Genomic DNA, 22,349 nt, shown 5'->3' on the forward strand with positions numbered 1-22,349 from the left:
AAATCATTATAAATTATGTCTCAAAAACTTATCTATATCACTGCGATTTTTGCATCAACATCATTTTTTTCTCAGATTCAGAAAGTAGAACCCGCATTCTGGTGGAAAGGCATGAAAAATCCCGAACTCCAGATTCTTGTTTACGGAAAAGACATTGCCAAAAACGAAATTGAACTTTCAGATGGCGTTCAGATTAAAAACATTCAGAAAGTAGAAAACCCGAATTATGTTTTTGTAACGGTTAACACCAATGAAATTAATGTTCCGAAATTTAACATCAACGTAAAAAACGGAAAGAAAAATATCGGTTCTTATAGCTATGAATTAAAGCAGAGAAATCCAAATTCTGCCAACAGAGAATCTTATACGTCAAAAGACGTGATGTATCTTATTATGCCGGATCGCTTTGCCAACGGTGATGAAAAAAACGATTCCAGTCAAAATTTGATAGAAAAAGCCAACAGAAATCTTCCTAACGGACGCCACGGTGGCGATTTACGCGGAATCATCAATAATTTAGATTATATACAAAATCTTGGAGCAACCGCAGTATGGCTCACTCCAGTGAATGAGGACAACGAAAAGGTGTATTCTTATCATGGCTATGCCCAGACCGATTTATACAAAATTGACGAACGTTACGGAACCAACGAAGAATACAAAGAGCTTTCCCAAAAATTAAATCAGAGAAATATGAAACTTGTGATGGATTATGTAACCAATCATTGGGGAGTTTCACACTGGATAATCAAAGATCTGCCTACAAAAGACTGGATTCATTGGTTTAACGATGGCGAAAACGGATTCAAACGTTCCAATTACAAAACAACAACGCAGTTTGATACCAATGCCTCCGAAATTGATAAAAAGTTGGCTTTAGACGGCTGGTTTGATACTACGATGCCGGATATAAATCAAAAAAATCCACTGGTTTTAAAATATTTAACACAAAATGCAATCTGGTGGATAGAATATGCTGAATTAGGCGGTTTCCGGGTAGATACGTATCCTTACAACGACAAAGAAGCAATGGCAAAATGGGCTAAAGCCATTACCGATGAATATCCCAACTTCAATATCGTGGGTGAAGCTTGGCTGTATTCCAGCGCACATATTGCAGCCTGGCAAAAAGATTCTAAAATAGGAGAGGCGGCTAATTACAATTCAAATCTCCCTTCTGTAATGGATTTTACCCTTTATTCCGACCTTCCTAAAGCTTTGAAAGAAAAAGAAGGCTGGGATGGTGGAATGGCAAAATTATACAATGTTTTCACCAGTGATTTTCTGTATCCGAATATCAACAACCTCCTTGTCTTTTTCGAAAATCATGATACAGAAAGATTCAACGAAATTTTCAACGGAAATCCGGCCGAATACAAACTGGCAATGACCTTGATTTCAACAGTTCGCGGAATTCCGCAGCTTTATTACGGCTCAGAAGTCGGGATGCGGGGCGACAAAAACAAAGGCGGCGACGCAGATATCCGAAGAGACTTTCCGGGCGGCTGGAAATCAGACAAGATCAATGCTTTTAACCCTTCATCACAGACTTCAGAGCAAAAAGAATTTTACCAGTTTACGCAGAAATTGCTGAACTGGAGAAAAGGTAAAGAAGTAATTCACACAGGAAGAACCAAAAATTTCGTTCCACAGAATAATGTTTTTGTATATTTTAGATATAACGATAATGAAAGCATAATGGTTATTTTAAATAATAATCAAGCAGAGCAGGCAATTGATGTAAAACATTTCGCAGAATCTTTAAATGGTTTTTCAAAAGGAAAAGATGTTATTTCCGGCAAAGAATTTTCAGTAAAAGAAAACTTTAAAATTCCGGCAAAATCTTCGATGGTAATTGAATTAAATTGAATAAAAAATAATGATCCTGAAGTAAAAATATAAGTGACAAACCTAACAGGTTTCTAATACCTGTTAGGTTTAAATAGGATTATCCAAACAATCAAACATGAAAAAAACAACAATATTCTTTACACTGATTCTATTCATATTCAGCTGTACCGCTATTTCAGCTCAGGCAAAATATGAAAAAGAAAAAGCAGAAATTTCAGCTATGCTTGACGGATTCAATGTCGCCGCGGCAAAAGCCGATTTCACCACTTACTTTAATTATTTTGCTGAAGAATCTACCTTTATAGGAACCGATGCTACCGAAATTTGGGATAAAAAAGCCTTTATGAGCTGGGCAAAACCTTATTTCGATAAAAAGAAAACCTGGAATTTTACTTCCGTGAAAAGAAACATTTGCTTTAGCAAAGACGGAAAATTAGCATGGTTTGACGAATTGCTCGATACCCAAATGAAAATTTGCCGTGGTTCCGGTGTGGTTGAAAAAATAAACGGACAATGGAAAGTGAAACAATATGTTCTTTCCGTAACGGTTCCCAATGAAGTAGTAGATAAAGTAGTGGAGATAAAAGCTCCAATAGAAGATGTATTAATTCAAAAAATGAAGCAATAATGGCAGAAATGACAGGAAAATTCGATACAAATAAATTTGGTAAAATAAAAAAGCCGGAATTATCAATGCTTCAGATCATCAACATGAGCATGGGATTCCTGGGAATACAGATGGCTTTCGGTTTGCAAAACGGAAATGCAAGCCGGATTTTGGCAAACTTTGGAGCAGATGTTCATGAATTATCATGGTTTTGGCTGGTAGCGCCGGTTACCGGGTTAATTGTTCAGCCGATTATCGGACACATGGGCGACAATACGTGGAGTCCTCTTGGAAGGAGGAAACCATATTTTTTAATGGGAGCCGTTCTTTGCGCCATCGGATTGGTAATGCTTCCGAATGCAGCTTCTGCAACACAGATGATGGCAGCAAACGTCTTGTTGATGGCTGTGATTTTTCTTGCCATGATGGACGCATCTATCAACGTAGCCATGGAACCTTTCAGAGCTTTAGTAGGAGATATGCTGCCGAAACATCAGGCAACCATTGGCTTTTCGGTTCAGACGATCCTCATAGGAATCGGTGCTGTTATCGGATCGGAGCTTCCCGGATGGCTCACAAAATTGGGTGTTTCCAATGATGCACCCAAAGGATTTGTGGCAGATAATGTGATCTATTCTTTCTATATTGGAGCAGCTGTTCTCCTGATATCAATTTTGTATACCATTATTACCACCAGAGAATATTCTCCGGAAGAATTTGCCTCTTTTGAAGGCGGTAAAGAAATTGTACAGGAAAAATCTAAATTTTCAGATATTTTTAAAGACTTTGGAAATGTACCTTTACAAATGAAAAAATTAGGAATTGTTCAGTTCTTTTCCTGGTTTGCACTGTTTACCATGTGGGTCTTTACAACAAGTGCTTTGGCAACGCATCATTTCGGGCTTTCACCGGATGATACGCATTCTGTGGAATTTAACAAAGCAGGAGATCTAACAGGAAGCTTATTCGGAAGCTATAATTTATATGCCATATTCTTTGCCTTCGCCTTGACACCAATTGCCAAATTTATCGGGAAAAAACAAACACATGCGCTTGCTTTAACGTGCGGTGGTTTAGGGCTAATTTCTATGTATTTTATCAAAGATATAAGTTACCTTTGGATGTCCATGGTTGGGTTAGGTTTTGCCTGGGCAAGCATTCTGGCAATGCCTTATGCAATGCTTATTGATTCAATTCCGCAAAAGAAAATGGGCGTTTACATGGGAATTTTTAACTTCTTTATTGTAATTCCGCAAATCATTAACGGACTTTTTGGCGGCCCAATCGTAAGCAGCATTTTTGGCAAAATGGCCATAGATTATATTGTGGTAGGCGGAGCCTGTATGCTGCTGGGAGCAGTTTTAACGATGATTTTCATTAAATCTGAAGATGAAACACCAAAAGAAATTGAAGAAGAAATTCAGCAGGTGCATTTTTAAGATATTATTACTTTAAATATCAATAGGAGCGGGCTTTAGCCCGCTTTTTATATATGCTCTGAATGGCTTTAGCCAAAATTTAATAATTTAAAAAAATTACGGTTTTTTCATTCTTACCTTACATCAATTCTTCTCTGGTTTATTGAGTGTACATTTGTATTATAAATAATCACATCATGAAAACAGTTTACCATAAAGCAGATACAAGAGGCCACGCCAATCATGGATGGCTGAATTCTTACCATACTGTCAGTTTTGCCAATTATCAAAACCGTGAAAGAACACATTTCGGAGTTCTCAGAGTTCTGAATGACGATACCGTTTCCCAGGGAATGGGCTTTGGAACGCATCCGCATAAAAATATGGAAATCATTTCAATTCCGCTGGAAGGAGATTTGGAACATAAAGATTCCATGGGAACAACAGCAGTTATCAGAAAAGGAGAAATCCAGGTGATGAGCGCCGGAACCGGGGTAATGCATAGCGAATACAACAAAAATAAAGATGAAGAGGTGAAATTTCTGCAGATCTGGGTATTTCCAAGAGAAGTTGATGTTGAACCGAGATATGATCAGAAAAGCATTAAAGAAGGGAAAAAATCAACGGTTTCCAGCAAATTTTATCGCCGGATAAAAATGACGACGGAGTATGGATTCATCAGGATGCATGGTTTAATCTGGCAAACTTTACCAAAGGAAACGGTAAAAATTACATGCTTCATAAAAAAGAAAACGGTGTCTATGCCTTTGTGTTAAAAGGAAGTGCAAAAATCGGCGACAGGATCTTAAACCAAAGAGACGGAATGGGAATCTGGGATACTCAAAGTTTTAATCTTGAAGCAATCGAAGACACAGAAATCCTTTTAATGGAAGTTCCAATGGAATTGCCGTCATATCTAAAATAAACCTTTAATTTTGCACAACAAAAATTCCCCGCCTTTGAAGAGTGTCAAAAATTCAGAATGAATTTTTAACGGGTGGTTAAGCAAAAATTTAGTCGGACTTCCGATCTTTGCTGAGCACAAACTGAAGGTTTACGAACGTAGTTCAGTCTGCGAACGAAAAAATAGAGGTTTGTCAATAAATAAAATATTTGCGGCCTTTACGTTAAAATTCTGACAAAATAACAAAAACATACTTTAAATTAGATACAAAAACAATGAAAATTTTAGCAATAGCCGGAAGCAATTCCGATACATCCATCAATAAACTATTAGTTTCGTACGCGGCATTACTTATTCAGAATGCGGAAGTGGAAGTTGTGGATATGAACGAATTTGAAATGCCCATCTACAAACACCAGCGAGAAGTGGAAAGCGGCGTTCCGCAGGAAGCAAAAAATTTTGCGGCGAAAATTGATGCGGCAGATGCGCTTATCGTTGCCTTATCCGAACACAACGGAACCTATTCTTCAGCATTTAAAAATGTATTCGACTGGACTTCCCGAATCAAAGACAGAGCAGTCTGGAATGAGAAGCCTATGCTATTGATGGCAACGGCTCCGGGAGCAAGAGGCGGATTAGGAGTTTTGGAAGCAGCAGCCAAACGTTTTCCGCTTCATGGCGGTAATATTGTGGATACCTTTACCCTTCCTTTCTTTAATGACAATTTCGACAAATCGGCTCAGAAAATTGCTAATGAAGAGAAAGAAAATGAATTGAAGGAGAAAACAGCAAAACTTTCGGCAGTAGAAATTATCCTTGAAAAATAGATTTGAATATTAATTTAAAATTAATATCTTTGCAAAAAGAAAAAAAGATGAATATTCAGACCACTTTTAAAGAATGTTTCTCAAAGAAAGGGAATGTTGTGGGCTCTGAAATTATCAGATAAAATATCGGCCGATAATCTACCAAGATTGTCGGCTTTTTTATTTTAGAAAGTAAAACGTAAACGCAGAAATAAATTGTGCCAATTTAGCACATTAACAATTAAAATCATTGTTACATTGTTAAACTGATACTGTTACATTAATAATATGAGCAACACTTACAAATCCGCAGGAGTAGACAAAGAAGAAGGATACAAAACCGTCGACAAGATCAAAAAGGCAGTGGGAGAAACTCACAATTCCAATGTACTCAATCATTTGGGAAGTTTTGGTGCTTTCTATGAAATAGCAGGATACAAAAATCCGGTCCTCGTTTCAGGAACCGATGGCGTAGGAACAAAACTTAAAGTAGCTTTAGACTCAAAAAAATACGATTCTATCGGGGTAGACTGTTTCGCCATGTGTGCCAATGATATTCTTTGTCATGGTGCAAAACCTTTATTCTTTCTGGATTACCTGGCTTGCGGGAAACTCGATTCTGAAATCGCTGCCGAAATCGTTTTAGGAATGGTAGAAGCATGCAAAGACAATAACTGCGCATTGATTGGTGGAGAAACTGCCGAAATGCCTGGAATGTATCAGCCGGGAGATTATGATGTAGCAGGATTTTGCGTGGGAATCGTGGAGAAAGACCAGATCATTGACGGATCAGATATAAAAGCCGGAAATAAAATCATTGCCCTGCCAAGTTCAGGATTCCATTCAAACGGATTCTCTCTGGTGAGAAAAGTGTTCCCGGATTTCAACGAAGAATTTGAAGGAAAACCTTTGTATGAAACCCTTTTGGTGCCTACCAGATTATATTACAAAGATATTCACAAAGTTCTGGAAGAAGTAAAAGTCTGCGGAATTGCACACATCACCGGAGGCGGGTTATACGAAAACGTACCGAGAATTATTCCTGAAGGATTATGTGCTTCCATTGATGCTTCAAAAATACAGATTCCAGGCATCATGCTGGAGCTGGAAAAAAGAGGAAACGTTGCCCGTGAAGAAATGTTCGGAACATTCAATATGGGTGTCGGAATGATCATTGTAGTAGATGCAGAGCACGCAGAAAAAGTATTGCACCTTTCGGATGATGCGTACGAAATAGGAGAAATCACGGAAGGAAACGAAAAAATAAATCTATCATTTTAATGTACCAACATAGCAATATAACAGTTTATCAATTGGAAATACTGTGATATTGTTAGAATGATACATTGTTACATTAATTTAATTTTAGAAGCTTAATCCCGCTTTCCACTATATCTTTTTTGTTACGGCCTCCGCTTCGCTCCGGCCGCAACAAAAAAGGATGCCGTTTCAATCGGGGCTAGGAAAGAAGCCGGTTTAGCAAGAGTGTATTGTAATGAAAAATATTGTCATTTTAGTTTCAGGGTCAGGAACCAATCTTCAGAGGATTATTGATGCCATTGAAAATGGAGAAATCCCGAATGCCGGAATATCAATGGTGGTGGCCGACAGAGATTGTTACGGATTGGAAAGAGCAAAAAAGCATAATATAGAAACCCTTTTGATTCCGAGAGGAAAAAATTTCAGCAGCCAATTGGCTGAGGTCATTCCTGAAAACACAGACTTAATCGTTTTAGCAGGATTTTTATCCATCCTCAAACCTGAGTTTTGCGAAAAATGGAACGGAAAAATTATCAACATTCATCCGGCACTGCTCCCGAAATTCGGGGGGAAAGGAATGTGGGGCCATCATGTTCATAACGCTGTGATTGAAGCCGGAGAAAAAGAAAGCGGAGCTACCGTACATTTCGTCACTTCAGGAATCGATGAAGGAGAAGCCATCCTTCAGAAATCATTTGAAATTACGGAAGATGATACTCCAGAAACCGTAGCGGAAAAAGTTCATCAGATTGAATATGAAATTTTCCCACAAGCAATAAACAAAGTATTGAATAATAAATAAACATTAACGTATTAGCGATACAAAATTCCCCTCCTTTGGAGGGGGGGCAAAAATTCAGAAAGAATTTTTGACGGGGTGGTTAAAAAACTAACAGCAATGAAAGGCTTTGACAAGCTCAGCCTGACAACGCTACAAAGAAAAGATAGTATTAGAGGTTATGCTGAATCTATAGTTTATCCTGAGCTTGACGAAGGAAAGCATCTCTTTACTAATAGAAAGCACATTTAGATTTAAATTATTTCGAAAAAATTGAAAATCTAAGTAAAAATAAAATCAGTTCCGGAAGTGAAAGACCCGGTTCACAGTTTGAAATAACTGTAAAAAGTAAATTGAAAGTAAAAATTCTTAAGTGGTGGAGTCCTGCAAGGACGACCTACATCAGGATAGGATGAAAATCCTATCAGATTGCAAAATGAGAATCCTGAAGGGATGATCTATATCAGGATAGGATGAAATCCTATTAATTGATATAAGAATAATTACAAAGAAAAAATCGAAAGTAAAATGAGCAAAAAAAGAGTTTTAATCAGTGTTTCTGACAAAAGCGGGTTGATTGAATTTGCACAATTTCTGGAAGCCCAAAACTATGAATTAATCTCTACAGGAGGAACATTCAAACATTTGAAAGACGCTGGCTTAAATCCGATTCAGATTGATGAGGTAACCAATTTCCCGGAGATGCTGGACGGAAGAGTGAAAACATTGCACCCGAAAGTTCATGGAGGATTGTTGGCAGTACGTTCCAACCAAGAGCATATGAATACCGTGCAGGAACATGGAATTGGCTTGATCGACATGGTGATCGTCAATCTTTATCCTTTTTTCGAAAATGTGAACAAAAATATTTCTCTTCATGAAAAGGTAGAGTTTATTGATATTGGAGGCCCTTCAATGCTTCGTTCTGCGGCTAAAAATTTTGATTCTGTTACGGTAATTACCGATGTGGAAGATTATGCATCTGTAAAAATTGAAATGGAGCAAAACGGTGATACGTATATCGAAACCCGTAAAAAACTGGCAGGAAAAGTATTCAATCTTACCTCTGCTTACGATGCTGCCATTTCAAGAATGCTTTTAGACGAAGAATATCCAACGTATCTGAATGCTTCGTACAAAAAAGTTTCAGACCTGAGATATGGAGAAAACCCACACCAGACAGCAGCATATTATGTTTCTACCTTCGAGAACGGAGCAATGAAAGATTTCGAACAGTTGGGAGGTAAAGAATTATCTTTCAATAACCTTCGTGATATGGATCTGTGCTGGAAAGTAGTAACTGAATTTAAAGAAGAAATGGCATGTTGTGCCGTAAAACATTCCACACCTTGTGGAGTGGCGATTGGAAAATCAGCATTACAAACCTATCAGAAAACTTTCGAATGCGACCCTGTTTCTATTTTTGGCGGAATTGTTGCAATGAACTACAAAATTGATGCGGCAACAGCTGAAGAATTAAACAAAACCTTCCTTGAAATTGTAATGGCTCCTGAATTTGATAAAGAAGCGCTTGAAATTTTAAGAAAGAAAAAAAATCTGAGAATTATAAAAATCGTAAATCCGGTTTCTGATAAACAAACCTGGGTGAAAATCGACGGAGGTATTTTAGTTCAGGATAACGACAGCATCTTCTCCGAAGACATCAAAGTCGTTACGGAAACACAGCCTACGGAAGAACAAAGAAAAGCATTATTATTCTCTCAGAGAGTGGTAAAATATGTAAAATCTAACGCGATCGTAGTATCCAACGGAATTCAGGCTTTCGGAATCGGAGGCGGACAGGTAAACAGGATCTGGGCAACCCAGCAGGCAATTGAAAGAGCAAAAGAGAAATTCTCCGGAGATTTAGTACTCGCTTCTGACGCATTTTTCCCTTTCCGTGACGTGGTAGATTTCTGCGCTCAGGAAGGAATCACGGCAATTATTCAGCCGGGAGGAAGTGTAAAAGACCAGGATAGCATTGATGCTGCCAATGAGCATAATATTCCGATGATGTTTACCGGAATTAGACATTTTTTACATTAATTGTAAAGCAATTGGCCATCGGCTATTAGCAATTAGCTAAAATTATATTTTGAGATTGTATTTATAGCATTCAAAATTATATATTTGTAACATTAGACTAGATAATTAAATAAAGTATGAGAATATTAATCATAGGTGAAGGTGGAAGAGAATCTGCTTTGGCTGCAAAACTTCAGAATGATCCGAGAATTTCCAAGATGTTTTTTGCCAACGGAAATGCTACCACTGATGTAATAGGAAAAAATGTTCATTTGTCAGAGATTAAAGAACTTAGAGATTTTGCGATCAAAGAGAAAATAGACCTTACCATCGTAGGGCCTGAAGCTCCTCTTGTAGCAGGCTTAAAAGACGAATTTAAAAGACATAATCTTAAAGTTTTTGGTCCGAACCAGAAAGTGGCAAGTTTAGAAGGAAGCAAGGCTTTCTCTAAAAAATTCATGCAGACCTATGATATCAAAACGGCAAAAGCAGAAGTATTTGATTCATATAATAATGCTAAAGAATATGTTCAGAATCAACAATATCCGTTGGTTATTAAAGCAAGCGGCTTAGCTGGTGGAAAAGGCGTGGTGATTTGTGATACATTGGAAGAAGCTGAAGCAACGATTCATGATTTCATGATCAGAAGAATCTATGGTGATGCCGGAATCCGTTTGGTTATTGAAGAATATTTGGAAGGTTTTGAAGCTTCCATCATTGCTTTTTCAAACGGAGAAAAATTATTCCCTTGCATTGCAGCGAAAGACTATAAAAAAGCAGGAAATGGCGATACTGGGCCGAATACCGGAGGGATGGGAACAGTTGCTCCAAGCCCTGAATTCACCCAGGAACACTATGCAGACTTTGAAAAAAATATCTTAGAGCCTACCCTTAAAGGCCTTAAAGCAGAAGGTTTCGGTTTTAAAGGAATTATTTTCTTTGGATTGATGATAACCAAAAACGGAACTTATCTTTTAGAATACAACATGAGATTCGGAGATCCTGAAACACAGGTATTAATGGCCTTAATGGAAAACAATCTTTTGGATGTAATCCAGGATTGTATGGACGGCAAAGACATCGAGCTTAAATTTAAAGATGAAAAAGCGGTTTGTCTGGTAATGTGTTCTGGAGGTTACCCAAGAAACATCGAAACAGGTTTCGAAATTGTGGGTGAAGACAAAATAAAGTACAGCAAGCTTCTATATGCCGGAGCCATCAGAAAAGGGGATAAAGTAGTTTCAAACGGTGGTAGAGTACTCAACATCGTCGCTACAGGAGCAACGTATGAAGATGCCCGCAAAAAAGTATACGAAGATGCAAGCCATGTGCATTTCGATTATGGCTTCTACAGAGAAGACATCGGAAAGTTTTAAAATAAATCACTTAAAAAGATTTGGAGCAATCCAGGTCTTTTTTTGTAAAGATTTTATCAGTAGGATCGGGCAATGCCATCTGAGCTTGTCGAAGGAAGGCCTATTAATAAAAATAAATTAGAATAAGGCTTTAGCCAAAACTTAAAACTTAGAGTGAGCCCTGAAAGGGCGAAACAACAATAGCGCCGGTGCAGTCCGGATAACCGAAAATATTGTAGAATATTTAATCAGTATATTAATCATTTATCAATCATCATTCATCAATTATAAAATGAACAACGGTATTATCATATTAGATTTCGGATCACAGTACAACCAGCTTATCGGAAGAAGAATCCGTGAAATGGGCGTTTATTCTGAAATTTTACCATTCAGTACACCATTAGAAACCATCTTAGAAAAACAGCCCAAAGGAATCATCCTTTCCGGCGGGCCAAGTTCCGTAAATGCTGAAAATGCACATCTTGTTCAAAAGGAATTATATGAGCAGGGAATACCTGTATTGGGAATCTGCTACGGGATGCAGTTAACGGCACATCTTTTAGGCGGAAAAGTGCACAAAGGCATAAAAGGAGAATACGGAAAAGCACATTTGGAAATTGTAAAAGAATCTTCTTTGTTAAAAGGCGTAACCAATAATTCCATTGTCTGGATGAGCCACTTTGATGAAGTAGGACAGTTACCCCCTGGTTTTGAGCTCAATGCGCAGTCCGGAGTGATTGCTTCCATGTCAAACGAAGAAAAGAAAATCTTCTGTGTACAGTTTCACCCGGAAGTTTCCCATACGGAAGAAGGCGGAAAAATGCTGGAAAATTTCGTTTTCGGAATTTGCAACGCAGAGAAAAACTGGAAATTAACAAACTACATCGAAAAAACAGTTGCAGAAATCCGCGAAAGAGTAGGTGACCAGAAAGTGATCCTTGGACTTTCCGGAGGGGTCGATTCATCTGTTGCAGCCGTTTTAATTCATAGGGCAATCGGCGATCAGCTGACTTGCATCTTTGTTGATACGGGACTTCTCAGAAAAGATGAAGGCAAAAAAGTGATGGACAATTACGGAGAGCACTTCCACATGAACATCAAATTAGTGGATGCTTCCGAAAGGTTTTTATCTAAACTGGCCGGAGTAGACGATCCTGAAGCAAAAAGAAAAATCATCGGAAACGAGTTTATTCACGTTTTTGATGAAGAATCTCATAAAATTGAAGGTGCTAAATTCTTAGCGCAGGGAACAATTTATCCGGATGTTATTGAAAGCCAATCGGTCAACGGTCCGTCTGCTGTAATTAAATCTCACCACAACGTGGGTGGGCTTCCCGAAGAAATGGAATTTGAATTATTGGAACCTTTAAGAGAATTATTCAAAGATGAAGTAAGAAAAGTAGGAGAAGAGTTGGGAATTCCTCATCATTTGGTTCACAGGCATCCTTTCCCTGGTCCTGGTCTTGGAATCAGAATTTTGGGAGCTGTTGACGCTGAAAAAGTGAGAATTCTTCAGGAAGCGGATGATATTTTCATTGAAGAATTGTACAAAAATGATTTGTATGAAAAAGTTTCTCAGGCTTTCGTTGTATTGTTGCCCGTAAAATCTGTCGGAGTAATGGGCGATGAAAGAACCTACGAATACACAGCCGTAGTTCGTTCCGCAAACACGATTGATTTCATGACGGCAACATGGAGCAGACTTCCTTACGAGTTTTTAGACACCGTTTCAAGCAGAATCATCAATGAGGTAAGAGGAATCAACAGAGTGGCGTACGATATTTCAAGCAAACCGCCTGCAACCATCGAGTGGGAATAATTTTTCTTGAATTTTACATATAAATCCTGCCTTTTGAGCGGGATTTTTTATTGTAATAAGTTTTTATTGGAAGCTTTTTCCTGCTTTCCACTGTATCTTTTGGGTTACGGTCTCCGCTTTGCTCCGACCGCAACCCAAAAGGATGCCGTTACAATCAGGGCTAAGATATCAGTCGATCTTTCAATTTTTTACAATCAAATTCAATGATCATTCAGTTTGAAAAGCTGTGGATAGACCCTTTCACGATGACAAACCGTGCGTTAAACTTATGTATTAACTAAAAATAGTTAATAGCTGAAAATCTTCGTAATCTTTACGATTAAATTGTTTAAGGTAATGTGAGTTCGATATAAAAACAGTACAAAAATATCAGTAGAAATGGGCTTTAGCCCATTTAATAATTAAGAAGACAATTGGCTTTAGCCCAAACTTATACTAAATTTCGGTTAAATCAATTTCGATTTGGAATCTTTACAACGAACTAAAGCATAACATGCAATTAGTTAAATACATGGGTTGATTATCAATTAACTTTCATCGAACTCACGTTAAAGTAAAAAGAGTTTTGCTCCTTTAGGAGCAGAATCTGTGTAGAAATAAGAATAAATCCGTCAATCAATCCGTAGGATTGATATCTCTAATGAGACAACTGTTATAAAGATAGCGTTCCTACGGAACGCCGAGCTTATTGTGAATATAACTTCTACACAGATAAAACTTTAGAATTTTTCTAACTTTTACTTTAAACAATTTTCATTAAAAAATAAGGACTAATTCAAAATTGAGATTTAGATTTCCAGCAATGTCTGGTGAATTGCTTTTGCGTTCAACGCTCAGTTAAACATGAAAATCTTTTGTGCCTTTTGCGGTTAAATATAAAATAAGTCTCAATTTTTCCCTAAATTTAAATAAAATTACATCAAATGCAAATAGAAACAAGGCCATTGAGAGTTGAAGATTATCCCGGTTTGGTCGAGACCATGAAGAGAGCTTATCCTCAAATGTCCGAATATGTATGGTCTAAAAAAAGCATCGAAAAACTTACCCGAATATTTCCTAAAGGGCAGATATGCATTACGGTTGATGGAAAACTCGCCGCCGTAGCACTTTCCATCATTGTCAATTATGATGAATTTGGGGACGATCATACCTACAGCGATATTACAGGAAATTACACCTTCAATACCCATACTTCCACAGGAAACGTACTTTACGGAATCGAAGTTTTTGTAGATCCCGAGTTTCGGGAACTCCGGCTGGGAAGAAGATTGTATGATGCCCGGAAAGAACTTTGCGAGCTGCTCAATTTAAGATCAATTATTCTGGGAGGAAGAATCCCCAATTACCATAAACACAGCGAGCTTTCACCAAGAGAATACATCAGAAGGGTGAGGGATAAGGAAATTTATGATCCTGTTTTGTCATTTCAGCTTTCCAATAATTTTTTGCCGATCAGGGTGCTGAAAAAATACCTTCCCGAAGACGAATCGTCCAAAGAAAATGCCGTCCTTCTCCAATGGAATAATATCTATTACAGCAAAAAACCAAACACGATGCAGGACAGCATCATCCGTCTCGGACTGGTGCAGTGGCAGATGAGGCATTTCAAGGATATTGATGCTTTTTATGAGCAGGTAGAATTTTTTGTGGATGTAATGGGCGATTATAAGGCAGATTTCGTACTCTTCCCGGAATTGTTCAATACACCTTTATTGGCTCCTTTCAATAAACTTTCAGAAAGAGACAGTATGATTGAGCTTGCTAAATTAACGGAAGAAATCAAGATGAAAATCTCCGATTTGGCCATCAGTTACAATGTGAATATCATCTCCGGAAGCATGCCTGTTTTCGAAAACAACGACTTGTACAATGTAAGCTATCTGCTTCATCGGGACGGAAGGATTGATGAATACAGGAAGATTCATATCACGCCAAACGAGAAAAAGTATTATGGGATGAAAGGCGGCAGTGAAATCAGGGTTTTTGATACCGATTGTGGGAAAATTGGGCTGGTCATTTGCTATGATGTTGAATTTCCAGAACTTCCAAGGATTTTGGCAGATCAGGGAATGAAAATTCTTTTCGTACCGTATCTTACTGATACCCAAAATGCTTACATGAGAGTCCGCCATTGTGCGGCAGCAAGAGCCATAGAGAACGAATGTTATGTAGCAATTGCAGGTTGTGTAGGAAATCTTCCCGGAGTTAATAATATGGATATTCAGTTTGGGCAGGCTGCCGTATTTACTCCTTCTGATTTTGCCTTTCCCTCAAATGCCGTCAAAGGAGAAGCAACACCCAATACGGAAATGACACTGATTGTAGACGTCGATCTGAATCTCCTGAAAGACCTCCATCATAATGGCTCCGTGCAGGTGATGAAAGACCGTAGAAAAGATCTTTATGAAACCTATTTAAAGTAGTTTCGCGATTGACTGCAGATTTTAACACTGACAAAAGAAGTTGCACCTCTCTAAAGATGAGGTGTTTTTTTATAAGAACAAGCCTGCATGCAGTTGATAAATAATCATCAATAGCTGTATATATAAAGAATATATGGAAGAGAAAATGGGGAAGAAATTTTTACAAATTTAATAGCCTTACACAGTAAAAAATTATGCAAAATTGCCTTTCTGAATAATAAAACGATGTGATAAACGTTACCTCAAAAAACTTTGTGAAAATTTACAAGTAATATTTAATGTTTTATATAAATCAAAAAAATAACTCTAATATTAATATTTAAATGTAAATGATTTAAATATATTGTATTATTGTTTGGTTTTATCTAAATTTGTAAAAATAGTTTAGTTTAAATAAAACTAATAATTGCCATTAAAAAAACTTTAACCTGACAACCCCTGAATTATAAGAATATTCATGAAAAACCCGGACTTGAATAAATCTTTAAGCAATGACCAGAGATTTTATACCGTCTTAAAATTCCCTCAATTCTTAAAAAGACAAACTGCTGAAATTGATGTTATTGTGCGAAGGATTAACATAATAAATGCTCCCCATTAAAAGAGCGTGAAGCAATACAATAAGCTGATAATGAATAATCCATTGCACATAGATTGTAAAACTCCGGTTTCTGGTATTTTAAGTAGTTTTTTCGCTTTTTATCCGGGAATATAGAATTTATTCAGCCAAAACATTAACACCATTTATTTCACATATAATACTAAAAGGATGAAATTTGACTACAAAGAAATACACATAGGAAGTATCATAAAGACTCGCGTAGAAGATACCGGTACTGATCTTGAAAGAATTTGCAAGTTCCTGAAAACCACAAAAGATAAGATTGAAGAAATGTACCAGTCTAAAAGTTTAGACAGCGACATTCTCATGAGATGGAGCAAACTTCTGGAATATGATTTCTTCAGAATATACTCCCAGCATCTTATCCTCTACGCGCCACCTTCAAAAGTAGACAAGCAGGTAGAAAAAAAATCGCAGCTGCCCAATTTCCGCAAGAGCATTTATACCAGGGAAGTAATCGATTTTATCGTCGAACTTATTGAAACTGAAGAAAAAACAATGCCGCAGATTGTAAAGGAATACCGCATTCCGAAATCTACGCTTCACAGATGGACAAAAAAATACGGCAATCTTAATAACGGATAACATGAAGAAGAATAAAATATCACAGCCAGATTTTAAAAAAATATACACAGACATCCTGCAAAAGAAATTTCCCGAGAAAAAAGAACTTTGCGATAAAATTTTAAGCAAAAAGACCCTCTCCGAATTGGATGTCATTGCGATTAACAATATCATATTTACCCCTGTTTCAGAAGATATCATCAAATCCAATCAGCAGCACAGGTCATACAGTAAATCTACCATCATTAAGATTCTTGAATTCCAAAAAGAACATGGGCTTAACAATACCAAACTGGCACTGCATTACAAACTGAGCCGCAATACAGTTTCAAGATGGAAAAAACTTTTTATCGTTTAAAAATAATGACTGCCTGCTGAAGTGCCTTTGCAAACTTAAAAACTTATAGTGTTAAAAAAAATCTTTGCGAACCTTTGAGTTAAAAAGCATAATGATTAATAGCGGATACCTAATAAAAAAATACAGCTTTGTCTTTCCGGCAAAGCTTTTTTTGTAAATCAGGAATAATTTTTGAATACCTTTAGCCTGTTTTTTCACTACTTTTATACATTATGTTCGATAAACAGCAAAGAAAACTTAAAAGATCTGCAAAACTCATTTCCGTACTGAGCAAGTACGGTTTTAAAGACCTTCTGGCAAGAATGAATGTCGGTAATAAGCAGGTTGAAATTTCTTCCGATCCCAATGAAATTATCTCAAAAGGAACAGTTTATGAAAGAATAAGGCTGGCTCTGGAAGAGCTGGGGCCAACCTTTGTAAAACTCGGCCAGACGTTCAGTAACCGGGAAGACCTTCTTCCTCCGGAACTCATCCAGGAACTGCAGAAACTTCAGGATAAAGTAGATAAAGTAGAAATGAATGTTGCCGAAATCCTCGAAAGTGAATGCAATATTTCCGTTTCAGAACACTTTTCTGAAATTCAGGAAGAACCATTGGCTACCGCTTCCATCGCACAGGTCTATAAAGCCGTACTGACAGATGGAACGCAGGTTATCCTTAAAATCAAAAAACCGGATGTTCAGAAAATTATAGAAGATGATCTTTTGTTAATTAAAGATCTTGAAAAACTCATTTCATCCTATTCCGAAATCGGGGATAAGCTCAACCTTAAGCAGGCAATTTCAACATTTGAAAAATCTTTGCTGGAGGAAGTTTCGCTCATTAATGAAAAAGAAAACATCCTTCAGTTCAGAAGAAATTTTAAAAACAGCAAGGAAACATATGTACCGCAGGTTTACGAAGAGTTTTCCAACAACAATATCCTCTGCATGGAATTTGTGGACGGAATTAAAGTTACCGATAAAGCCGGATTGCTTGCCAATTCCATCAGTCCCGTGCATGTTTCGGAAGCCGGTTTACGTCTTTTTGTTTCACAGATTCTCGATTACGGTTTTTTTCATGCAGATCCTCATGCCGGAAATATTCTGGTGAAAAAAGACGGGAAAGTTGTTTTTATAGATTTTGGCGCCGTAGGTAAAATTCCGCCGAATGATAAAGAAATCCTGGAAGATCTCATTGTAAGTTTCGTTGCAAAAAATCCGCATAAAATTGTGCGTTACCTTAAAAAAATGGCAGTCAGCTACCAGATTCCGGACGAAAGAAGATTTGAAGGAGACGTGGAAGATATCCTGGATTTTGTTCACAGTACCTCACTTAAAGAAATTGATCCTCATGCGGTGATGAACAAAATGAAAGATGTATTGAAAGACAACCGTCTCTACATGCCGGATTATTTTTATCTCTTATTCAAAGGAATCGGATTGATTGAAGGAGTAGGGCGCACGATTAATCCTGACCTGGACGTGGTGAAAAGCCTGCATCCGTACACAAAAAAAATATTCGCTAAAAAGATAAGTCCGCAGAATATTTTAAAAACCGGAATGGATAAAATGATGACCTTTACTGATAATGTAGATGAAATCCCGAAAGAACTACGCTCCGTGCTTCAAAAGCTCGACGAAAATAAATTCACCGTTACCAGTGAAATTAAAAATATTGATAAAACCAATCAACTTATTAAATCAAGTGTAGTTAATCTCATTCTTACGATGATCCTCGGAGCGAATATCATTGCCACCACCATTATCTTTGTCTCAGATTCCGGGCCGAAAGTTGGAGAAATGTCGCTGGTAGCCGTTCTCGGATTTATATTTTCAGTGGTACTCACTATTATCATTCTACTGAGAATCACCAGAAAATAACAGATTTGAATTAATGTGATTTGATCCCGTACTCCTGCATAAGTTCTGCTCCGTAATTCCTGAGAACAGCAACTATTTCTGAAGCCTTCCTGCCCCTTTCGGTTATAGAATATTCTGTTCTGGGCGGTACTTCCGGAAAAATTTCTTTAGTGATAAATCCGTCTTCCGTCAATTCTTTAAGACATTTGGAAAGCATACGGTGAGAAATGTGCGGAATACTGGCTGCAAGCTCGGAATACCGCCATGGTTTGTCTTTTATACGCCAGAGAATAGGCATTTTGTAGGTTCCTCCTATTTTGCTCATCGCAAATTCCACAGGATTATGAAAAAGATGATTATCCGAAATAAAATTTGGCATACTTACATTTTTGTGTGTTTCTCACAAAGATAAACATTATCGCATTTTATCCAAATATGAAACTATATTTGTTCTATTGATCTGAAAATGATAGCATTCAGCAATCATAATTTAACCCTAAAATAAAAAATCAATATGAATATAGCAATTATAGGTTCGGGAAATGTAGGTGGAGCGCTGGCTCAACAATGGATAAAAGCAGGACATCATGTTTTAATAGGAGCTCAGTTTCCTTTAAGTGAAAAAAATATTTCTCTTGCAACGAAAATAGGAGAAGACCGTTTTGCCGTTATCGAAAATGCGGTAAAACAATGTGAAGTCATTCTCATTGCAACACCTCCGGAAGCCATTTTAGAAATTTTGGAAAAATTAGGTGATGTAACGGGAAAAACAATCATTGATGCTACCAATGCTATTATGAAAACCCCGGAACCATATAAAACAGTTTACCATGCGTTGGCAGATAAAACAAATGCTGAAATAGTAAAGTGTTTTAACACAACGGGTTTTGAAAATATGCTGAATCCTTTATATCAAGGCGAAGGAATTGATATGTTCATGGCCGGTGACAGCGATAAGGCAAAAGGAGTGGCCAAAAAACTGGCGCTTGATTGTGGTTTCGGTTCATGTATCGATTTCGGAAAATCAGATAAGGTAGAGCTGCTGGAAAAATTTGCCCTTTCCTGGATCAATCTGGCAATCATGCAGGGAATGGGACGAAACCTTGCATTTAAAGTCTTACACAGATAGTTTAAAATTAAACCAAGCTTGTTCAATTAGTCAGCCCATTTTCTCAAAAATTATTTGCCTATCTTTGCAAAATGGAAAAACTCACTTTTGCAGATTTTGACCTTCCGGTTAAAATCCTTGATGTTTTGGCAGATCTGGAATTATTCGAGCCTACTCCCATTCAGGAGAAGAGCCTTAAACCGATACTTTCAGGACGTGATGTAATGGGTATTGCACAAACCGGTACGGGAAAGACACTTGCTTACCTTTTACCTGTCCTTAAAACATGGAAGTACAATAAAAACGGAAATCCTACGGTTCTTATTCTTGTACCCACAAGAGAACTGGTAGTGCAGGTAACGGAAATTCTTGAAAAGCTTACGGAAAATATCACAGCAAGAGTGATCGGAATTTACGGAGGTAAAAATATCAATACGCAAAAACTTTTATTTGATGGAGGTTGTGATATCCTCGTAGGAACTCCCGGAAGAGTAATGGATCTCGCAATCGACAATGCCATTTCTTTAAAAGAAGTTCAGAAATTGATTATTGATGAGTTTGATGAAATGCTGAATTTGGGTTTCAGGCCGCAGCTGACGCATATTTTTGAAATGATGAAAGAAAAAAGACAAAACATCCTTTTTTCTGCTACCATGACCGATGCCGTGGATGAAATGCTGGACCAATATTTTGCCACTCCGGTGGAAATTTCCCTGGCGAAATCCGGTACGCCGCTTGAGAAAATTGATCAGACTGCCTATAAAGTTGAGAATTTTAATACCAAAATCAACCTGCTGGAATATTTGTTAAAACGGGATGATGAAATGTCGAAAGTATTGATCTTCAACAATAACAAGAAAAATGCAGATCTCCTTTTTACTAAAATTGATGAGCTTTTCCCAGGTCAGTTTGATGTGATTCATTCCAATAAATCACAGAATTACAGGCTGAAAGCCATGAAGAGTTTTGAAAATGAAGAAATAAGAGGACTTATTACGACAGATGTTATGGCAAGAGGTCTCGATATTTCGGATATTACCCATGTCATCAATTTTGAAACGCCCGATATCCCGGAACAATACATCCACAGAATCGGTAGAACGGGTAGGGCGGATAAAGACGGAAAAGCGATAACCTTCGTTACCAAAAAAGAGCAGCCTCTGATTCTTGATATCGAATTGCTGATGGATAAAGAATTGAAATTCATCGATTTCCCTACGGAGGTTAAAATAAATCCTAAGAAAATTGCTTCCGAAGAAGAAGTAATTTCCATGAAAAATCCGGCTCAGGTAAAGCTGAATGAAGGCGGAGGTGCATTTCACGAAAAGAAAGATAAGAATAAGAAGGAAAACTGGGGTGGCCCGTCCAAAAGAAAAGCTCCTAAAAAATTCGGAGCCAACAGAGCCCAGCAGAAAGCAATCTCAAAATCCAAAAAAAAGAAATAAAGAAACTCCCGAATTTTCGGGAGTTTTTGTTTCAGTTAAAGATCATCTTCTTCATCAAGAAAATCAAGTTCATCGTCGCTTTGAATATAATCGGGTGATATTCCCGGAGGATTAAACAATCCCCATTCATCTACAATAAAATGTTTCGGATTAAAATTGGCTACCCATTCCACAAACAAGATCCGGAATTCTTCGATCAGATTTCGGATCAGTTTATAATATTTTGAATCGGTAAAGCCGAACATTTCAAGACTATGTCCGCTTACCATAATATCTCGTGCAGCTTTACGGATGATTGCCGCATTTTCCATCTTAATGTCGTAAAGCTTTACAGCTTCAGCACCGGATATTTTAGCCATAATTACCATGATGTCTTCAAGCAGGTTCATCTTCAGATGCTGAAGGTGGTCATTATCTTCCGGGAAAAGGCCTATAATGATTTTTAACGTGTTATAAATTTCTTCGGCCTTTTGATAAAGCGGTAGATTTTTAACGGAATCTCTCATTTATTTCATATAAGGATTCATCACAGAAGTCCATAATTTGTACCCTTCCGGGGTCATGTGAAGCATGTCTTCCACAAAAAGATCTTTTCTTACTTTTCCATTAGCATCCTGCATTACTTTGGTAATGTCTATAAACTCGGCATTCGGCTGTTTTTTCATGAATGCAGCAATCTTTTTATTGGCTTCTTTCATCTGTGGCCAAAGGTTTTCGCGGCTCGGAGAATATTTGATGGAAATGTAATCAACCTCAATATTCGGGAATTTGGATCGTATTTTCTGGTAAAAAGTTTTAAATCTTTCAACTACAATATCAGCTTTCAGTTTAGCGTCATCAGCAAAATCATTTTCACCACAATAGATGATGATTTGTTTCGGCTGATAATTCAAAAGATCTTCGGCGTAATAATTAAGATCGGTTAATCGGGAACCGCCAAACCCTCTGTTGATGATGGCTTTGTCCGGGAAATAATCGGCAACATCCGTCCATTTTGTGAATGATGAGCTTCCTATCAAAAGAATGGCATCTTTAGGCGGTGCTGTTTCCTGATCCTGTTTTTTGAAATTTTCTATGTCCTGCCAGAACATCGGTTTTTTTTCCTGCGAAAAGAAAAGGGCAAAAGTCAGCAATAAAAATGCTGATAACATCTTCTTCATTG

18 protein-coding genes and 1 pseudogene are annotated in these 22,349 nt (G+C 37.5%); 16 read left to right on the top strand and 3 right to left on the bottom strand.

Features of this window, described 5'->3' with window-relative positions; all coding sequences use genetic code 11:
- Positions 1-15 precede the first annotated feature (15 nt).
- The 14 genes and pseudogenes from SOP96_RS13990 to SOP96_RS14055 all read left to right on the top strand — a co-directional run bounded on the left by SOP96_RS13990 (position 16) and on the right by SOP96_RS14055 (position 18,655).
- Entirely contained in the window at positions 16-1,869 is a 1,854-nt protein-coding gene (locus SOP96_RS13990) for a glycoside hydrolase family 13 protein (RefSeq protein ID WP_326321549.1), read from the top strand.
- Positions 1,870-1,966: 97 nt separating this feature from the next.
- A complete protein-coding gene (locus SOP96_RS13995; protein ID WP_326321550.1) occupies positions 1,967-2,479 on the top strand; it encodes a nuclear transport factor 2 family protein in 513 nt (170 codons plus the stop codon).
- Complete coding sequence (locus SOP96_RS14000) at positions 2,479-3,897, top strand: MFS transporter (protein ID WP_326321551.1); 1,419 nt, start codon at positions 2,479-2,481, stop codon at positions 3,895-3,897. Before SOP96_RS13995 ends, SOP96_RS14000 begins: the two co-directional genes overlap by 1 nt.
- A gap of 176 nt (positions 3,898-4,073) precedes the next feature.
- Positions 4,074-4,801 (top strand): annotated as a pseudogene (locus SOP96_RS14005) (pirin family protein).
- Between the two features lie 254 nt (positions 4,802-5,055).
- Positions 5,056-5,607 (top strand): NADPH-dependent FMN reductase, encoded by a 552-nt coding sequence (locus tag SOP96_RS14010; protein WP_326321552.1) that lies wholly within the window; start codon positions 5,056-5,058, stop codon positions 5,605-5,607.
- Between the two features lie 267 nt (positions 5,608-5,874).
- A complete protein-coding gene (gene purM, locus SOP96_RS14015) occupies positions 5,875-6,867 on the top strand; it encodes a phosphoribosylformylglycinamidine cyclo-ligase (protein WP_326321553.1) in 993 nt (330 codons plus the stop codon).
- A 214-nt stretch (positions 6,868-7,081) separates the two neighbouring features.
- On the top strand, positions 7,082-7,648 hold the full coding sequence (gene purN / locus SOP96_RS14020; protein WP_326321554.1) for a phosphoribosylglycinamide formyltransferase: 567 nt from the start codon (positions 7,082-7,084) through the stop codon (positions 7,646-7,648).
- A gap of 504 nt (positions 7,649-8,152) precedes the next feature.
- Positions 8,153-9,670, top strand: coding sequence for a bifunctional phosphoribosylaminoimidazolecarboxamide formyltransferase/IMP cyclohydrolase (gene purH, locus SOP96_RS14025; protein ID WP_326321555.1), 1,518 nt, complete (start codon positions 8,153-8,155; stop codon positions 9,668-9,670).
- Between the two features lie 116 nt (positions 9,671-9,786).
- On the top strand, positions 9,787-11,025 hold the full coding sequence (gene purD, locus SOP96_RS14030; RefSeq protein WP_326321556.1) for a phosphoribosylamine--glycine ligase: 1,239 nt from the start codon (positions 9,787-9,789) through the stop codon (positions 11,023-11,025).
- A 271-nt stretch (positions 11,026-11,296) separates the two neighbouring features.
- A complete protein-coding gene (gene guaA / locus SOP96_RS14035; RefSeq protein ID WP_326321557.1) occupies positions 11,297-12,826 on the top strand; it encodes a glutamine-hydrolyzing GMP synthase in 1,530 nt (509 codons plus the stop codon).
- Between the two features lie 923 nt (positions 12,827-13,749).
- Complete coding sequence (locus SOP96_RS14040; protein ID WP_326321558.1) at positions 13,750-15,249, top strand: carbon-nitrogen hydrolase family protein; 1,500 nt, start codon at positions 13,750-13,752, stop codon at positions 15,247-15,249.
- A 769-nt stretch (positions 15,250-16,018) separates the two neighbouring features.
- Positions 16,019-16,456: a transposase gene (locus SOP96_RS14045; protein ID WP_326321559.1), complete on the top strand. Its 438-nt coding sequence runs from the start codon at positions 16,019-16,021 to the stop codon at positions 16,454-16,456.
- Between the two features lies 1 nt (position 16,457).
- On the top strand, positions 16,458-16,793 hold the full coding sequence (locus SOP96_RS14050; RefSeq protein ID WP_326321560.1) for a helix-turn-helix domain-containing protein: 336 nt from the start codon (positions 16,458-16,460) through the stop codon (positions 16,791-16,793).
- Positions 16,794-17,005: 212 nt separating this feature from the next.
- Positions 17,006-18,655, top strand: coding sequence for an ABC1 kinase family protein (locus SOP96_RS14055; RefSeq protein ID WP_326321561.1), 1,650 nt, complete (start codon positions 17,006-17,008; stop codon positions 18,653-18,655).
- Positions 18,656-18,665: 10 nt separating this feature from the next.
- Here SOP96_RS14055 and SOP96_RS14060 read toward each other — a convergent pair whose 3' ends face one another.
- Positions 18,666-19,013, bottom strand: coding sequence for a winged helix-turn-helix transcriptional regulator (locus SOP96_RS14060; protein ID WP_326321562.1), 348 nt, complete (start codon positions 19,011-19,013; stop codon positions 18,666-18,668).
- 135 nt (positions 19,014-19,148) lie between these two features.
- On the opposite strand from SOP96_RS14060, the gene SOP96_RS14065 reads away from it, so the two are divergent.
- Positions 19,149-19,763: an NADPH-dependent F420 reductase gene (locus tag SOP96_RS14065; RefSeq protein WP_326321563.1), complete on the top strand. Its 615-nt coding sequence runs from the start codon at positions 19,149-19,151 to the stop codon at positions 19,761-19,763.
- Positions 19,764-19,834: 71 nt separating this feature from the next.
- A complete protein-coding gene (locus SOP96_RS14070) occupies positions 19,835-21,187 on the top strand; it encodes a DEAD/DEAH box helicase (protein ID WP_326321564.1) in 1,353 nt (450 codons plus the stop codon).
- 35 nt (positions 21,188-21,222) lie between these two features.
- Here the strand turns inward: SOP96_RS14070 and SOP96_RS14075 are convergent, their stop codons facing one another.
- Positions 21,223-21,693, bottom strand: coding sequence for a hypothetical protein (locus tag SOP96_RS14075; protein WP_326321565.1), 471 nt, complete (start codon positions 21,691-21,693; stop codon positions 21,223-21,225).
- Complete coding sequence (locus tag SOP96_RS14080; RefSeq protein ID WP_326321566.1) at positions 21,694-22,347, bottom strand: GDSL-type esterase/lipase family protein; 654 nt, start codon at positions 22,345-22,347, stop codon at positions 21,694-21,696.
- Positions 22,348-22,349 lie beyond the last annotated feature (2 nt).

Source organism: Chryseobacterium salviniae, from assembly GCF_035819015.1.
Classification (GTDB): Bacteria; Bacteroidota; Bacteroidia; order Flavobacteriales; family Weeksellaceae; genus Chryseobacterium; species Chryseobacterium salviniae.

Excerpts from the sequence above, each read along its gene's own strand:
- SOP96_RS13990 (WP_326321549.1), top strand. The coding sequence starts at position 16 with ATGTCTCAAAAACTTATCTATATCACTGCGATTTTTGCATCAACATCA.
- SOP96_RS13995 (WP_326321550.1), top strand. The coding sequence starts at position 1,967 with ATGAAAAAAACAACAATATTCTTTACACTGATTCTATTCATATTCAGC.
- SOP96_RS14000 (WP_326321551.1), top strand. The coding sequence starts at position 2,479 with ATGGCAGAAATGACAGGAAAATTCGATACAAATAAATTTGGTAAAATA.
- SOP96_RS14010 (WP_326321552.1), top strand. The coding sequence starts at position 5,056 with ATGAAAATTTTAGCAATAGCCGGAAGCAATTCCGATACATCCATCAAT.
- purM (WP_326321553.1), top strand. The coding sequence starts at position 5,875 with ATGAGCAACACTTACAAATCCGCAGGAGTAGACAAAGAAGAAGGATAC.
- purN (WP_326321554.1), top strand. The coding sequence starts at position 7,082 with ATGAAAAATATTGTCATTTTAGTTTCAGGGTCAGGAACCAATCTTCAG.
- purH (WP_326321555.1), top strand. The coding sequence starts at position 8,153 with ATGAGCAAAAAAAGAGTTTTAATCAGTGTTTCTGACAAAAGCGGGTTG.
- purD (WP_326321556.1), top strand. The coding sequence starts at position 9,787 with ATGAGAATATTAATCATAGGTGAAGGTGGAAGAGAATCTGCTTTGGCT.
- guaA (WP_326321557.1), top strand. The coding sequence starts at position 11,297 with ATGAACAACGGTATTATCATATTAGATTTCGGATCACAGTACAACCAG.
- SOP96_RS14040 (WP_326321558.1), top strand. The coding sequence starts at position 13,750 with ATGCAAATAGAAACAAGGCCATTGAGAGTTGAAGATTATCCCGGTTTG.
- SOP96_RS14045 (WP_326321559.1), top strand. The coding sequence starts at position 16,019 with ATGAAATTTGACTACAAAGAAATACACATAGGAAGTATCATAAAGACT.
- SOP96_RS14050 (WP_326321560.1), top strand. The coding sequence starts at position 16,458 with ATGAAGAAGAATAAAATATCACAGCCAGATTTTAAAAAAATATACACA.
- SOP96_RS14055 (WP_326321561.1), top strand. The coding sequence starts at position 17,006 with ATGTTCGATAAACAGCAAAGAAAACTTAAAAGATCTGCAAAACTCATT.
- SOP96_RS14060 (WP_326321562.1), bottom strand. The coding sequence starts at position 19,013 with ATGCCAAATTTTATTTCGGATAATCATCTTTTTCATAATCCTGTGGAA.
- SOP96_RS14065 (WP_326321563.1), top strand. The coding sequence starts at position 19,149 with ATGAATATAGCAATTATAGGTTCGGGAAATGTAGGTGGAGCGCTGGCT.
- SOP96_RS14070 (WP_326321564.1), top strand. The coding sequence starts at position 19,835 with ATGGAAAAACTCACTTTTGCAGATTTTGACCTTCCGGTTAAAATCCTT.
- SOP96_RS14075 (WP_326321565.1), bottom strand. The coding sequence starts at position 21,693 with ATGAGAGATTCCGTTAAAAATCTACCGCTTTATCAAAAGGCCGAAGAA.
- SOP96_RS14080 (WP_326321566.1), bottom strand. The coding sequence starts at position 22,347 with ATGAAGAAGATGTTATCAGCATTTTTATTGCTGACTTTTGCCCTTTTC.